Annotated in this window: 18 protein-coding genes and 2 tRNA genes; 12 read left to right on the top strand and 8 right to left on the bottom strand. The window is 42.2% G+C overall.

The features are described 5' to 3' along the window. Nucleotides 1-2 precede the first annotated feature (2 nt). The 12 genes from ICJ55_RS03095 (at nt 3) to ICJ55_RS03040 (ending at nt 6,646) form a co-directional block, all read left to right on the top strand. On the top strand, nt 3-485 hold the full coding sequence (locus ICJ55_RS03095; protein WP_188157673.1) for a cytochrome c-type biogenesis protein: 483 nt from the start codon (nt 3-5) through the stop codon (nt 483-485). Next, nucleotides 482-1,399 carry a c-type cytochrome biogenesis protein CcmI gene (gene ccmI, locus ICJ55_RS03090; RefSeq protein ID WP_188157271.1) on the top strand — a complete coding sequence of 306 codons (918 nt, stop codon included), beginning with the start codon at nt 482-484 and terminating at the stop codon, nt 1,397-1,399. The genes ICJ55_RS03095 and ccmI overlap by 4 nt, the downstream gene beginning before the upstream one ends. Next, nucleotides 1,396-2,001, top strand: coding sequence for a molybdopterin adenylyltransferase (mog, locus tag ICJ55_RS03085; protein WP_188157270.1), 606 nt, complete (start codon nt 1,396-1,398; stop codon nt 1,999-2,001). Before ccmI ends, mog begins: the two co-directional genes overlap by 4 nt. Nucleotides 2,002-2,009: 8 nt before the next feature. Continuing rightward, complete coding sequence (gene glnB / locus ICJ55_RS03080; protein WP_025236863.1) at nt 2,010-2,348, top strand: nitrogen regulatory protein P-II; 339 nt, start codon at nt 2,010-2,012, stop codon at nt 2,346-2,348. A gap of 102 nt (nt 2,349-2,450) precedes the next feature. Continuing rightward, entirely contained in the window at nt 2,451-2,930 is a 480-nt protein-coding gene (lspA, locus tag ICJ55_RS03075; RefSeq protein WP_038644054.1) for a signal peptidase II, read from the top strand. Nucleotides 2,931-2,940: 10 nt separating this feature from the next. Then, the gene (ispH, locus tag ICJ55_RS03070) at nt 2,941-3,885 is read left to right on the top strand and encodes a 4-hydroxy-3-methylbut-2-enyl diphosphate reductase (RefSeq protein ID WP_188157269.1); all 945 of its coding nucleotides are present in this window, start codon (nt 2,941-2,943) and stop codon (nt 3,883-3,885) included. After that, complete coding sequence (locus ICJ55_RS03065; RefSeq protein WP_188157268.1) at nt 3,885-4,133, top strand: FAD assembly factor SdhE; 249 nt, start codon at nt 3,885-3,887, stop codon at nt 4,131-4,133. Before ispH ends, ICJ55_RS03065 begins: the two co-directional genes overlap by 1 nt. 134 nt (nt 4,134-4,267) lie before the next feature. After that, the gene (locus tag ICJ55_RS03060) at nt 4,268-4,600 is read left to right on the top strand and encodes a MaoP family protein (protein WP_025236866.1); all 333 of its coding nucleotides are present in this window, start codon (nt 4,268-4,270) and stop codon (nt 4,598-4,600) included. 71 nt (nt 4,601-4,671) lie between these two features. Beyond that, nucleotides 4,672-5,763: a tRNA (uridine(54)-C5)-methyltransferase TrmA gene (gene trmA, locus ICJ55_RS03055; protein WP_188157267.1), complete on the top strand. Its 1,092-nt coding sequence runs from the start codon at nt 4,672-4,674 to the stop codon at nt 5,761-5,763. 92 nt (nt 5,764-5,855) lie between these two features. Further along, nucleotides 5,856-5,945: transfer RNA gene (locus tag ICJ55_RS03050), tRNA-Ser, on the top strand. Between the two features lie 79 nt (nt 5,946-6,024). Beyond that, nucleotides 6,025-6,114: transfer RNA gene (locus tag ICJ55_RS03045), tRNA-Ser, on the top strand. Nucleotides 6,115-6,274: 160 nt separating this feature from the next. Further along, a complete protein-coding gene (locus tag ICJ55_RS03040; RefSeq protein WP_188157266.1) occupies nt 6,275-6,646 on the top strand; it encodes a YbaN family protein in 372 nt (123 codons plus the stop codon). Here the strand turns inward: ICJ55_RS03040 and xerC are convergent. From xerC to glyQ, 8 genes are all read right to left on the bottom strand, one after another. Further along, nucleotides 6,643-7,554 (bottom strand): tyrosine recombinase XerC, encoded by a 912-nt coding sequence (gene xerC, locus ICJ55_RS03035; RefSeq protein WP_188157265.1) that lies wholly within the window; start codon nt 7,552-7,554, stop codon nt 6,643-6,645. The two genes, ICJ55_RS03040 and xerC, sit on opposite strands and share 4 nt — an antisense overlap. A gap of 82 nt (nt 7,555-7,636) precedes the next feature. After that, nucleotides 7,637-7,927: a DUF5377 family protein gene (locus ICJ55_RS03030; RefSeq protein ID WP_188157264.1), complete on the bottom strand. Its 291-nt coding sequence runs from the start codon at nt 7,925-7,927 to the stop codon at nt 7,637-7,639. Between the two features lie 69 nt (nt 7,928-7,996). Next, on the bottom strand, nt 7,997-8,455 hold the full coding sequence (locus tag ICJ55_RS03025; protein ID WP_188157263.1) for a hypothetical protein: 459 nt from the start codon (nt 8,453-8,455) through the stop codon (nt 7,997-7,999). A 42-nt stretch (nt 8,456-8,497) separates the two neighbouring features. After that, complete coding sequence (locus ICJ55_RS03020; protein WP_188157262.1) at nt 8,498-8,935, bottom strand: hypothetical protein; 438 nt, start codon at nt 8,933-8,935, stop codon at nt 8,498-8,500. A 74-nt stretch (nt 8,936-9,009) separates the two neighbouring features. Then, the gene (gene glyS / locus ICJ55_RS03015; RefSeq protein WP_188157261.1) at nt 9,010-11,076 is read right to left on the bottom strand and encodes a glycine--tRNA ligase subunit beta; all 2,067 of its coding nucleotides are present in this window, start codon (nt 11,074-11,076) and stop codon (nt 9,010-9,012) included. Nucleotides 11,077-11,143: 67 nt separating this feature from the next. Next, a complete protein-coding gene (locus ICJ55_RS03010; protein WP_188157260.1) occupies nt 11,144-11,569 on the bottom strand; it encodes a hypothetical protein in 426 nt (141 codons plus the stop codon). A 228-nt stretch (nt 11,570-11,797) separates the two neighbouring features. Continuing rightward, a complete protein-coding gene (locus ICJ55_RS03005; protein ID WP_188157259.1) occupies nt 11,798-12,058 on the bottom strand; it encodes a hypothetical protein in 261 nt (86 codons plus the stop codon). 56 nt (nt 12,059-12,114) lie between these two features. Then, entirely contained in the window at nt 12,115-13,023 is a 909-nt protein-coding gene (glyQ, locus tag ICJ55_RS03000) for a glycine--tRNA ligase subunit alpha (protein ID WP_025236878.1), read from the bottom strand. Nucleotides 13,024-13,045 lie beyond the last annotated feature (22 nt).

Genomic DNA, 13,045 nt, shown 5'->3' with positions numbered 1-13,045 from the left:
CAATGAAAAAGTTTAGCTTATTCTTTATTTTTGCAAGCTCTGTGGCTATTTCTGCCCCTGTTGAGCTTCACGAATTTGATAATCCAAAGCAAGAATCGGATTACCGTGCGTTAATCCAAGAACTACGCTGTCCACAATGTCAAAACAACAATATTGCGGACTCGAACGCCACTATTTCGACCGATATGCGGGCAAAAACCTTAGAATTACTCAAAGAAGGCAAAAGCAAAGATGAAGTGGTGGATTATATGATTGAACGCTACGGCAATTTTGTTACCTACAATCCGCCAATGACACCTGCGACTATTATGCTTTGGGCTCTGCCATTAATTTTAATTGCATTAGGTCTTGGTATTGTATTACGCCGCAAAAAAGCGAAGCCGCAAGCGGTCAATTCTTCGCAAAATTTTGCAAGACTGCCCCAACAATTAAACCAAGATGAGCAAGAGCGTCTTAACCAAATTTTAAATAAGGACAACAAATGAGCTTTTGGATAGCAATTCTCTTTATTACTTTAATAGTTTGTATTGTGGCGTTTTATCCTTTGCTTAAAAAGAATAAGCAAATTGATGCCACTAAACGTGATAGCTTAAATAAAGCCTTCTATTTTGACCGCTTAAAAGAAGTGGAAAACGAAGCAAATGAAGGCGTTATTGACGATCCTGAGCAAACAAAATTAGAGCTACAACAAAATTTATTAGACGACATTCCTGAAACCGCTCAGCCCGTACAAGGTGAAAAATTAAAGCTCGGCAAGGCGTGGTTTGTTTCATTGATTTTGTTTGTAGGCGGCATTAGTTTTGCGATTTATAGCAATGTCGGTTCGTGGCTTTCGAACTCAATGCTAGACACTACCCATCAAAAATTAGACTATTTTTACGAACGCTTGAAATCAGAAGATAAAAATCCGCTTTCAACCGAAGAGATGAACCAATTTGCAATGGCATTACGCGTTGATTTGCAGAAAAATCCAAACGATGATCAGAAATGGTATATGCTCGGGCAAATCGGTATGGCGTTAGATGACGGTCAATTAGCTCACGATGCGTTTAGCAAAGCCGCTCAGCTAAAACCTGATAATTTAGCTTACAAATTAAGCCACGCTCAGCTTCTACTTTTCTCTGAGGCACAGGAAGATAAAACACAAGGCGAAGCGTTGTTAAAAGAAATTATCCGTCAAGATCACACCAATTTTGATGCATTAAGCCTACTTGCTTTCCACTCGTTTGAAAAAGAAGATTTCAAAATGGCAGCGATGACGTGGGGAATGATGTTAAAGCTCTTGCCAGATGAAGATCCTCGTAAAGTTACGGTTGAGCGTAGTTTTAATATGGCATTATCAAATTTAAGTGAACAAGATAAACAAGAGTTACAATTGCAAAAAGGCGAGAAAAAATGACCGCTTGTAAATCTCCAAGTAAAGAAAAATTGAAAATAGGTTTAGTGTCTGTTTCTGACAGAGCCTCACAAGGGGTTTACCAAGATCAAGGTATTCCCGAATTGAAGGCTTGGCTAAAAACTGTATTATGCAATGATTTTGAGGTAGAAAGCCGCTTGATTGCCGATGAGCAACCACTCATTGAGCAAACTTTGATTGATTTGGTGGATAACCACGCTTGCCATTTGGTTTTAACCACTGGCGGAACAGGTCCGGCAAAACGTGATGTTACCCCTGATGCTACGCTTGCCGTTGCTCATCGAGAAATGCCGGGCTTTGGCGAACAGATGCGACAAGTAAGCCTTCACTTCGTGCCAACCGCCATTCTCTCTCGCCAAGTGGGTGTCATCCGCCACGAGAGTTTAATTCTCAACTTACCCGGACAACCGAAAGCAATTAAAGAAACGCTTGAAGGGGTAAAAGATGAAAACGGCAAAGTGTTAGTCAAAGGCATTTTCAGTGCCGTACCGTATTGCCTACAACTTTTAAGTGAAATTTATGTCGAAACCAATCCGCAAGTGTGCGAAAGTTTCCGTCCAAAATCAGCTCGTAGAGAAAAATAGGAATAACGATGAAAAAAATTGAAGCAATCATCAAACCTTTTAAATTAGATGACGTACGTGAAGCCTTAACAGACGTGGGCATTAGCGGTATGAGCATTACTGAAATCAAAGGCTTCGGCAGACAAAAAGGACATACCGAGCTTTATCGTGGAGCGGAATACGCCATTGATTTTCTGCCAAAAGTAAAAGTTGAAATTGTGATTCCTGATGAGCTGGAAGAACAGTGCATTGAAGCGATTATGGAAACCGCTCAAACCGGCAAAATCGGTGATGGCAAGATTTTTGTCTATGATGTTGGACGTGTTATTCGTATTCGTACAGGCGAAGAAAACGAAGAGGCAATTTAATTTTGCAAAAAATTTTGTAAAATAGACCGCTTGCAGGGCGTATAACATACGCTCCAAAATTAAATGGGCGTACGATGTACGCCCCTACATTTGGAATATGGAATGAAAACCGGACTTAAATTTCTTTGGATTAGCTTAGTTACTATCATCATCGACCTTTGGTCAAAATATATCGTTGTACAACATTTTGAATTTGGCGAAAGTATTAATATCTTGCCTATTTTTAACTTAACTTATGCACGCAATTATGGTGCAGCTTTTAGTTTTCTCGCTGATCATTCCGGCTGGCAAAAATATTTCTTCTTAGGGCTGGCAATTGTGATTTCCCTCGCCTTAGTTGTGGCATTATGGAAAAATCAAGCGGTCAAAAAATTAGAAAATTCTGCGTATGCCTTAATTATCGGCGGTGCAATTGGTAATGCGATTGACCGTGCTTATAACGGCTATGTAGTGGATTTTCTTCATTTTTATTGGGATATTTACCATTATCCCGTCTTTAATGTGGCTGATATTGCCATCTGTGTGGGAGCAGGCTTACTGATTTTAGAAGCCTTTATAACGAAAAAAGAAAAGACAAAGTAAGAGTGATTAGATGAAAGTTTTATTAGCAAACCCTCGTGGTTTCTGTGCCGGTGTAGATAGAGCCATTTCCATTGTAGAACTCGCATTGGAAATTCACGGTGCACCGATTTATGTTCGCCACGAAGTGGTTCACAATAAATTTGTGGTGGATGGCTTAAAAGCAAAAGGGGCGATCTTCGTTGAAGAGTTGGACGAAGTGCCTGATGATGCCATCGTCATCTTCTCTGCTCATGGGGTTTCTCAAGCGGTCCGCCAAGAAGCCAAACGCCGTAATTTAAAAGTGTTTGATGCAACTTGTCCGCTGGTAACCAAAGTCCATATGCAGGTTGCTCGAGCCAGTAAAAAAGGCACAAAAGCCATTCTCATCGGGCACGAAGGACACCCGGAAGTCATCGGCACAATGGGGCAATATAGCAATGAAGAAGGTGGCATTTATTTGGTGGAATCGGTAGAAGATATTGCGGAGCTGCCGGTATCCAACAACGATGAGCTTACCTTTATGACGCAAACAACGCTTTCTATTGATGACACAATTGGTGTGATTGATGCGTTAAAAGAGAAATACCCTGCGATTCAAGGTCCTCGCAAAAACGATATTTGTTACGCTACTACCAACCGCCAACACGCAGTGCGTGAATTAGCGGAGCAATCGCAGCTAGTGCTTGTAGTTGGCTCGAAGAATTCATCTAACTCAAACCGTTTAGCAGAACTCGCTTCTCGAATGGGCGTGATGTCAAAACTGATTGACGGTCCGCAAGATATTGATCCGAAATGGCTTGAAGGAGTTGAAACTATCGGCATTACTGCCGGTGCTTCTGCTCCTGAAGTATTAGTGCAATCTGTTATCTCACACTTAAAAACATTAGGTGTAACAGAAGTAGAAACCCTTGCTGGCAATGAAGAAGATGTTGTCTTTGAAGTGCCGAAAGAACTCCGCATTCACGAGGTAAAATAATGACAGAAATTAACCGCTTTAAACTTGAATGGGAATGCCGTCGTGGTATGCGTGAGCTCGATAAAATGATTATGCCGTTTTATAAAAATCATTTTGACGATCTCAGCGAAATCCAACAACAGGCATTTGTTCAAATGCTAAGCTATACCGATCCTGAACTCTTCCGCTGGGTAATGTTGCAAGAAAAAGCCCCTAACCAAGCGATTTCAGATCTGATTGAGCTAATGCGTTCAAAAATCGAACGCTAAATCGCAAATCGCCTGAATTTGCAAAAAATCAGGGAAATTTGACCGCTTTTTGCATTAAATCATTGATTTATTCGCCATTTTTGTTTAATGTATGCCGATTTTCTTTTCCCTAATTTCAAACAATGAGGCATATTATGGCAGATAGTTTTAGCGTTACACGCCGTTTTTTCGATGATAAAAATTACCCTCGTGGCTTTTCTCGTCACGGTGATTACACTATTCGTGAATCACAAACTTTAGAGCAGTTCGGTCAAGCGTGCTTGGCTTTAGAAACAGGCGAACGTAAACCTAAAACCGCAGAAGAAAAACGCTTTGTTGCTGTAATGAAAGGTGAAGAAATTGCACAAAGCGATATCGAAAAAGCGTGGTTAAAATACCGTACACTGACCAGCAAAACTAAACGTATTTATACGCTTTCAGGTAATGCAGGCAGCGATGCTGGCGATGATTTCAGTGCGGCTGAATAATCTTAAATTTATGCTATAAAACCACGAAGCAATTCGTGGTTTGTTTTTTCATTTTCTGTTTGTGGTAAAAAATGACACTTCCGATTGAACAATATTCCGATCTTCTTGCAAAAAAAACCGAAAATTTGACCGCTTTACTCAAGCCTTTTAATGCTCCTGAATTAGAAGTGTTTGCCTCCAAGCCCAGCCATTTCCGTATGCGTGCGGAATTTCGGGTTTGGCACGAAGAAGGTTCTCTTTACCATATTATGTTCAACCCGGAAACAAAAGAACGTTATCGTGTAGATAGCTTTCCGATTGCAAGCAAGCTCATCAACCAAATGATGCAGGCGTTACTGGCTGAAATCAAAGGCAATGAAACCCTCACTCGCAAACTGTTCCAAGTGGATTATTTAAGTACACTAAGCGGTGAAATCGCTGTATCAATGCTTTATCACAAAACACTCAATGATGAATGGATTGCACAAGCCAAAGCCTTAAAAAGTCGTTTGGAGCAACAAGGTTTTAAGGTGCAAATCATTGGGCGAGCGAACAAACAAAAAATTGCCTTAGATTTTGATTATGTAGAAGAAATATTGCCGATTGATGGCAAGAACTACATTTATCGCCAAGTGGAAAACAGTTTCACTCAGCCGAATGCAGAAATGAATATCAAAATGCTAGAATGGGCGAGACGTTGTACCCAAAATAGTGAGGGCGATTTACTTGAGCTTTACTGCGGTAACGGCAACTTCTCTATTGCATTAGCGGAAAATTTCCGCAAGGTTTTAGCGACTGAAATTTCAAAATCATCGGTGCAATCTGCACAATATAATATTGAGCAAAACGGCATTGATAATCTGCAAATTATCCGAATGTCGGCAGAAGAATTTACCCAAGCGATGAATGGCGTGCGGGAATTTTATCGCTTAAAAGGGATTGATTTAAAAAGCTACGATTGCAATACGATTTTTGTCGATCCACCAAGAGCCGGACTGGATCAAGATACGCTTAATATGGTGCAGGCTTACGATCGCATTCTCTATATTTCGTGTAATCCAAATACGTTAGCGGATAATTTACAGCAATTATGCCAAACCCACCGTATTGAAAAAGCGGCATTGTTCGATCAGTTCCCTTACACCCACCATATCGAAAGTGGTGTTTGGTTGATAAAAAAATAATTTATGCTGAAAAAAAGAACGAACAAGCAGAATTTAATATTTATTGCTTGACGATGATTGCAATAATCTCTATTATTGCAAGCGTTTTCAACGGAGGAATGGCAGAGCGGTTGAATGCACCGGTCTTGAAAACCGGCGAGGGTTAACGCCCTCCGTGAGTTCGAATCTCACTTCCTCCGCCATCAAATTTAAGTCTGCTGATATTTATCAGCAGATTTTCTCTTTTAAGAGAACAAAAATTTAACATCAGACTTTCAACCCGGAGGAATGGCAGAGCGGTTGAATGCACCGGTCTTGAAAACCGGCGAGGGTTAACGCCCTCCGTGAGTTCGAATCTCACTTCCTCCGCCATATTTAACCTGTTGATTATTCAACAGGTTTTTTTATTTCTTTTTACAAAAAATCTGAAAAAAGAAACCGCTTGCTATCATAGAAATAGTTTGAAATCATTTTTGGCTTCCTTTAGTATAATTGCGATTTATTCTCAAAAACCAAATTACCATAAATTACAATGAAATTACTGTATATTATCTGCGGTTTTATCTGCATCGGGCTTGGGGCTATTGGTGCAGTTTTACCAGGGTTGCCTACTACTCCCTTTTTACTATTAGCCTTATTCTGTTTTACCAAAGGCTCGGAAAAAATACACTTGTGGTTTATTCAAACCAAGCTGTATAAAAAATATTTGCAGGAATATGATGAGAAGCGGGCAATGACGATGAAACAAAAAATTACGATTTTAGCAATTTCCTTTCCGTTTACGCTATTTGCCTTTTTAACCTTACCACATATTGGTGGAAAAATTGCTGTTGCGGTATTAGTTGTTATTCAATATTGGTATTTCTTCTGTAAAATAAAAACCCTTGAGCCGAAAAAGGCTTAATCCTCTTTCTTTCTTCTCGCCCTTGGGTGTGCCGAATCATAAATTTTGGCAAGATGTTGGAAATCCAAATGGGTGTAAATCTGCGTAGTCGAAAGGCTACTGTGCCCTAATAATTCCTGTACTGCCCGTAAATCGCCGCTCGCTTCTAACATATGAGTAGCAAACGAATGGCGTAATTTATGTGGATGCAAATGGCTTTCTAAGCCTTGTCGTTCGCCCCATTTCTGCATTGCTAACTGAATAGAGCGGTGCGACAAACGCCCCCCTCGCTTATTCAAAAATACGGCATTATCTTGTGGCTTAAATTGTGAGCGAACCGCAAGCCAACGGTTAAGTGCATTTAACGCCTCAGAACCTATCGGCACAATTCTCTCTTTGCTACCTTTACCCTGTACCCGAACCTCTTTCGCCGATAAATCCATATCGCCCAAATCCAGCCCCTGTAGCTCAGATAATCGTAAGCCGGAACTGTACATCAGCTCCATCATTGCAAGATCACGCAAATCACTTGGCTCATCGCTTTCAATTGCAAGTAGCTGCCCGACCTGCTCGGCATCAATATTTTTCGGTAAATGCTTACCCACTTTCGGCGATTTCACGCCCAAAGTCGGGTTCGCACTCATTCGCCCCACGTTAATTAAATAGACAAACCACTGCCGCAATGCTACCAACCGCAAACCGATACTTTTCGCACTCAGCCCCTGTTTATGGCTTTGGCTCAGCATCCAACGCACCGAGCTACTGTCCACCTCTTCCCAACGCTCAATACCTGCCTGCGAAAACAACTCACTCACCGCTGCTAACTGACGTTGATAATTGCTCAACGTATGTGGGCTGACCTGCTTTTCAATTTGCAGAAAATCCCAATAAGGCTGAGTTTGTTGGAAAAGGGGGTTATTGGTTTGCATAGGCTGGTTTACAAGCGGTAGGATTTTAACGAAATTTTGCAAATGGGCAGATAATCTGCCCATTCAGTGTATTTATCAGTAATTAAGCCAAACCTAATCGACCGATACGCACGCCGACATTACCAAGTGCAACAGGGCTTAAATACTCGCCTAAAAACTCAAATAATTCATCAATATCGGTAAAACTACGATGAATTTTCACATCATCTTCCACCTTGCGAGTAAATTCATATTGCACACTTTCCTCGTTAATATGAGCCTCAAGCGTAATATAAACGGTTTCAAAATAATGGCTAATGGAACCCTCAAAGCCCGGATCGCTCACTCGCACATTCCAATGGTTACTAAATAAAACTTCGGTTTTTACTGACATTGTGTTTTCCTTATTTTTATAAAATCTTACTGCATTTTAATCAAGCTAGGCAGAATTTACTAGCTTTGATTACGGAACATATTTATTCGACACCTCAAATAACCATTCCGCCAAATCATCAGGAATCGGCTTCACATCATTCGTTGAAAGTTGAGAAATGAGAGAAGTAACATCTTTTTCACACTCTTGATATTCCAACACTTGTCCGGTTTTCGCATTACGAACCACCAACTCAACGTGGGTAAAACCAGTGGTTGCTTGGGTCTCTTCAAACAGATACCATTTACCGTTATGTGGAACCATAAGCTGTGTGCCATTGGCGTATTGGTGCAAATAGGCTTTATCAACATCTTGCTGATATTCCACCTCGCCCTGCCGCATAAAATTCAATATAGGACCTTTTGAGGCAATCAAACTCAAATGCTGCTGTTTATTCGTAGTGCATTCAAATAAGGTAATAAGCGTCTCATTTGCCGAACTGAAAGAACTAAACCCAAGTAAAGCGAACGAAATCAAATAACGTTTCATCGTAAATTTCCTTATAAAAAAGACCGCTTGTAAGCCCTATTTTTATCGATACAGCTTCATAAAATCATCCAACACTGTTTTGGCATCAGCTTTCTCTTTCTGAAAAAGTTGCTCCGCTTCTTCTTTGGTTTTAGCCAGTTTTTTCAGCCAGTAGTCTGCTTTTTCAAATTCCTGCTGTTCGGTATAAATTTTCCACAGCAAAACCTGTTCCCATTCATTATATTTAGCCGATTTTTTCAATAAAGGGATGACTTTCGGGTTAGATTTAGCAAACTCCAGATCTTGGGTAATCACATAATAGAAATGAATTTGCGAACCGGCGTGTCCACGTTCGGCAAGGGGGAACCAAATTTCCGCGGCTTGTTTTAAATTATTTTTCTGCAAGGCTTTTGCGGCACGGGCAAAGCCGTCTTCAATCGGGTCGAACGCAATGGCCTGTGCAGAGAAAAAGAATGTGAGCAAGAACAGTAATTTTTTCATCTTTTTTCCTTTTGCAAATTTTGATACAAAATAGACCGCTTGCAAGCGGTCTATTTTCAGGAAAATTTTACAAATTATTGTAATAGCGAAATATCCGCCACTTGCAGGAACAAGCCTTGTAGTGTGCTTAAAATCGCTAAGCGGTTTTGGCGCAGTTTTTGATCTTCGGCATTCACCATTACGCCATCAAAGAATGCATCCACAGGCTGACGTAAGTTCGCCAGTTTATCAAGCACCGCCGTGTAGTCGCCGTTAGCAATCAGCGGTTGAACTTCGGTTCTTAACGCTAACACGCTTTCCGCCAACGCTTTTTCTGCCGGCTCAACGCAAGCGGTCAAATCGATTTCGCCAATTGCAATATCCGCTTTCGCTAAAATGTTGCTCACACGTTTGTTTGCTGCGGCGAGAGCTTCGGCACTGTCTAATTCACGGAAGTGCGACACCGCACGCACACGGGCATCGAAGTCTGCCGGTTTGGTTGGACGGCGAGCAAGCACAGATTGGATTACGTCCACCGCAATGCCTTCGCTCTCATACCACGCACGGAAACGGCCGAGCATAAAATCAACCACGTCATCGACCACGTTTTTGTTGGTCAGCTTATCGCCGAACAGAACAGCAGATTTTGCCACGATTTCGGTTAAATCAAGCGGTAAATTTTTCTCTACGATAATCCGTAACGAACCTAATGCCGCACGGCGTAGGGCGAACGGGTCGGCGCTGCCTTTTGGTGCTTGTCCGATACCGAAAATCCCCGTGAGCGTGTCGAATTTATCAGCCAACGCCACCGAGCAAGCCACTAGGCTGTTCGGCAAGTTATCGCCCGCAAAACGTGGCATATATTGCTCGTTCAATGCCACTGCCACTTCTTCATCTTCGCCGTCGTGACGGGCGTAGTGCATACCCATTACGCCTTGGGTGTCGGTAAATTCAAACACCATATTGGTCATCAAATCGCATTTTGACAGCAAGCCGGCACGTTTCGCTTTGGTTTGATCCGCACCGATTTGTGCCGCAATTTCGCCTGCTAATGCTTCAATGCGAGCGGTTTTATCACGCAATGTGCCGAGCTGTTGTTGGAACAACACGGTTTCAAGGCGTGGCAGTTGGTCTTCCAACTTCTGTTTTAAATCGGTTTTGAAGAAGAATTCCGCATCGGTCAAACGTGGGCGAACCACTTTTTCGTTACCCTCGATGATTTTGCTTGGATCGTCCGGATTGATGTTCGACACAAAAATAAAGTGCGGTAGCAATTTGCCGTCTTTTGAATAGATCGGGAAGTATTTTTGGTCGCCTTTCATCGTATAAACCAAGGCTTCCGCAGGCACAGCTAAGAAACGCTCTTCAAATTTGGCGGTAAGTACGTTTGGATACTCAACAAGTGAGGTGACTTCATCAAGCAAGTCTTCTTCAATATCCGCCACGCCGCCCAAAGCGGTCGCTTTTTCTTGGGATTTTGCAAGGATCAACGCTTTACGCTCATTGAAATCCGCCACCACAGAACCACGATCTTTCAGCAGTTGTGGGTATTGATCAGCGTTCTCAATGGTAAATTCACGCTCACCTAAGAAACGGTGACCACGAATGGTACGACCGCTCGCCACACCTAAAATTTCGCCCTCAATCAGTTCCGCACCGAATAAAAGGGTAACAGTATGCACAGGACGCACGAACTGCTCGCTCTTATCGCCCCAACGCATTGTTTTAGGAATTGGCAGGTTCGCCAGTGATTTAGCGATAATATCAACTAGCAGATTTTTGGTCGGCTGACCTTCAATCACCGCACGATGCACCAGCCATTCGCCTTTGTCGGTTGCAATACGCTCGGCTTGTTCAACAGTGATTCCACAGCCTTTCGCCCAGCCTTCTGCCGCCTTAGTCGGTTTTCCTTCGGTATCAAACGCTGCTGACACCGCCGGGCCACGCTTCTCGATTTCTTTGCTCGGTTGAGCGTCCGCCAAACCCAGCACTTTCACCGCAAGACGGCGAGGGGCTGCAAACCATTCGACTTTCTCGAAAGCAAGCCCGGCTTGGTTCAGCTCTTGTTCAACATTCTCCGCAAATGCGGTCGCTAATTTTTTGAGTGCCTTCGGTGGCAGCTCTTCTGTGCCGATCTCGGCAAGGAAGTTTTGTGTTGTCATTTTGTTCTCTTAACTATTTAAATACTCTATAAATTTTATCCGAATAATCCTTATTCTGTCTGAAATTTTATTCTCTAATGATACTATCACGAGTAGCGATATAATCTTTTTCAGTCACATTTGGACTAGTAAAAGCAATATATGAAGCATATGTAATTATTAAACTTAAAACCCCACAAATAAAAATTGCGATGTCTAGGATATGCTTATCTTGGCTATTTAGTAGCGTATATATAACCGCTAAAATTAATAAAATAAACGGTATTGCGATAAGAGATATTATTCTTCTCATAACATTTTGCCGTTTTTGCCTTCTTTCTTGTTTAAAACGCTCTGCTATATCTAATCCATAATCTAAAAGTTCTTCATCGGAACAATCAATAAATTTCTTTGAGTTTTTTCCCGTATTCTGTAAATTTATATTACCTTGTATTATATTACCACTAATAATTGGAGAGTGACTTCCATTTGTTTTATTATTGAATGTAGTCATATTCTTATTCCTTTGCTAATGAAAATAACCATTTTTCTTTTTTATCTTTAGTCTAATTTACTTCTCACTCCACTTTTACTGCTGACAATCCCCCTAGTTCCTCTTTGATAAAGAGGGGAGGGGGAGATTTGGCAGACTATATTTCAGAAGAAAATACCCTATTTTCGTCTACTGATTGAATATAATAAGGCTGCATTTTGCAAAATTTCCGCTAAATTTCACCGCTTGTTAGCCCAAAATCCCTTCCAGCTCGGTTAAATCCAACACCACTTTGTCGCCTTCCAACAGCAACGCCGGAATACCGATGTAACCGTTGGCTTTGGCGTTATCGAATGCGGGGTGGCGGTCACGCAGGCGTAAAAACGGTTTTAGGGTTGAGCCGCCTTTGGTGATGTCGCATTCGTCAAATTCCACGCCCAAACGTTCTAATTCTGCTACAAAGGGGTCGGTGTCAGGGCACCAGTGGGCGAAGTATAAAATTGGTTTCATCGCAAATCCCTATCGTAGGGGCGAATTGCAATTCGCCCCTATATTTATCACACAAATTATTTTTTACAACCCGGGAACCCCAACGCCTCGCGGCTGGCATAGTACGCTTCCGCCACGCCTTTGGTTAAGGCACGGATGCGTAAGATGTAGCGTTGGCGTTCGGTCACTGAAATCGCTTTGCGTGCGTCTAACAAGTTAAAGCTGTGAGCTGCTTTTAAAATGCGTTCGTAAGCCGGCAGTGGTAACGGTTTTTCTAAACCGAGCAAGTATTGGGCTTCTTTTTCGTACTGTTCGAAACATTGGAAAAGGAAATCTACATCGGCGTATTCAAAGTTGTAGGTGGATTGCTCCACTTCGTTTTGGTGGAATACGTCGCCGTAGGTGGTTTTGCCCAGTTCGCCGTCAGACCAAACAAGATCATACACGCTATCCACACCTTGAATGTACATTGCCAAACGTTCTAATCCATAGGTAATTTCGCCCGTAACCGGTTTACATTCTAAGCCGCCGACTTGTTGGAAGTAGGTAAATTGGGTAACTTCCATCCCATTCAACCACACTTCCCAGCCTAAACCCCACGCACCCAGTGTTGGGTTTTCCCAGTTGTCTTCCACGAAACGGATATCGTTTTGGGTTGGGTCGAAGCCAAGCATTTTCAGGCTCTCAAGGTAAAGTTCTTGAATGTTGTCCGGCGACGGTTTGATCACGACTTGGAATTGGTAGTAGTGTTGCAGGCGGTTAGGGTTTTCGCCGTAGCGACCGTCTGTCGGGCGGCGGGACGGCTGCACATAGGCAAACGCCATCGGCTCAGGACCTAAGGCACGCAAACAGGTCATCGGGTGCGAAGTACCTGCCCCCACTTCCATATCGAAAGGTTGAACCACAGTACAACCTTTGCTTGCCCAGTAATCTTGCAGGGCTAAAATCATTCCTTGGAAAGTTTTTACATTAAATTTTTCGCTCATTACTATTTACTCTTTAATTTGA

The organism is Mannheimia bovis (assembly GCF_014541205.1).
In the GTDB taxonomy this organism is placed as follows: domain Bacteria; phylum Pseudomonadota; class Gammaproteobacteria; order Enterobacterales; family Pasteurellaceae; genus Mannheimia; species Mannheimia bovis.
This window is presented reverse-complemented; position numbering and strand designations above follow the sequence as displayed.

Bases quoted from the DNA above. Each gene is read 5' to 3' on its own strand.
- ICJ55_RS03095 (WP_188157673.1), top strand. From the start codon at position 3: ATGAAAAAGTTTAGCTTATTCTTTATTTTTGCAAGCTCTGTGGCTATT.
- ccmI (WP_188157271.1), top strand. From the start codon at position 482: ATGAGCTTTTGGATAGCAATTCTCTTTATTACTTTAATAGTTTGTATT.
- mog (WP_188157270.1), top strand. From the start codon at position 1,396: ATGACCGCTTGTAAATCTCCAAGTAAAGAAAAATTGAAAATAGGTTTA.
- glnB (WP_025236863.1), top strand. From the start codon at position 2,010: ATGAAAAAAATTGAAGCAATCATCAAACCTTTTAAATTAGATGACGTA.
- lspA (WP_038644054.1), top strand. From the start codon at position 2,451: ATGAAAACCGGACTTAAATTTCTTTGGATTAGCTTAGTTACTATCATC.
- ispH (WP_188157269.1), top strand. From the start codon at position 2,941: ATGAAAGTTTTATTAGCAAACCCTCGTGGTTTCTGTGCCGGTGTAGAT.
- ICJ55_RS03065 (WP_188157268.1), top strand. From the start codon at position 3,885: ATGACAGAAATTAACCGCTTTAAACTTGAATGGGAATGCCGTCGTGGT.
- ICJ55_RS03060 (WP_025236866.1), top strand. From the start codon at position 4,268: ATGGCAGATAGTTTTAGCGTTACACGCCGTTTTTTCGATGATAAAAAT.
- trmA (WP_188157267.1), top strand. From the start codon at position 4,672: ATGACACTTCCGATTGAACAATATTCCGATCTTCTTGCAAAAAAAACC.
- ICJ55_RS03040 (WP_188157266.1), top strand. From the start codon at position 6,275: ATGAAATTACTGTATATTATCTGCGGTTTTATCTGCATCGGGCTTGGG.
- xerC (WP_188157265.1), bottom strand. From the start codon at position 7,554: ATGCAAACCAATAACCCCCTTTTCCAACAAACTCAGCCTTATTGGGAT.
- ICJ55_RS03030 (WP_188157264.1), bottom strand. From the start codon at position 7,927: ATGTCAGTAAAAACCGAAGTTTTATTTAGTAACCATTGGAATGTGCGA.
- ICJ55_RS03025 (WP_188157263.1), bottom strand. From the start codon at position 8,455: ATGAAACGTTATTTGATTTCGTTCGCTTTACTTGGGTTTAGTTCTTTC.
- ICJ55_RS03020 (WP_188157262.1), bottom strand. From the start codon at position 8,935: ATGAAAAAATTACTGTTCTTGCTCACATTCTTTTTCTCTGCACAGGCC.
- glyS (WP_188157261.1), bottom strand. From the start codon at position 11,076: ATGACAACACAAAACTTCCTTGCCGAGATCGGCACAGAAGAGCTGCCA.
- ICJ55_RS03010 (WP_188157260.1), bottom strand. From the start codon at position 11,569: ATGACTACATTCAATAATAAAACAAATGGAAGTCACTCTCCAATTATT.
- ICJ55_RS03005 (WP_188157259.1), bottom strand. From the start codon at position 12,058: ATGAAACCAATTTTATACTTCGCCCACTGGTGCCCTGACACCGACCCC.
- glyQ (WP_025236878.1), bottom strand. From the start codon at position 13,023: ATGAGCGAAAAATTTAATGTAAAAACTTTCCAAGGAATGATTTTAGCC.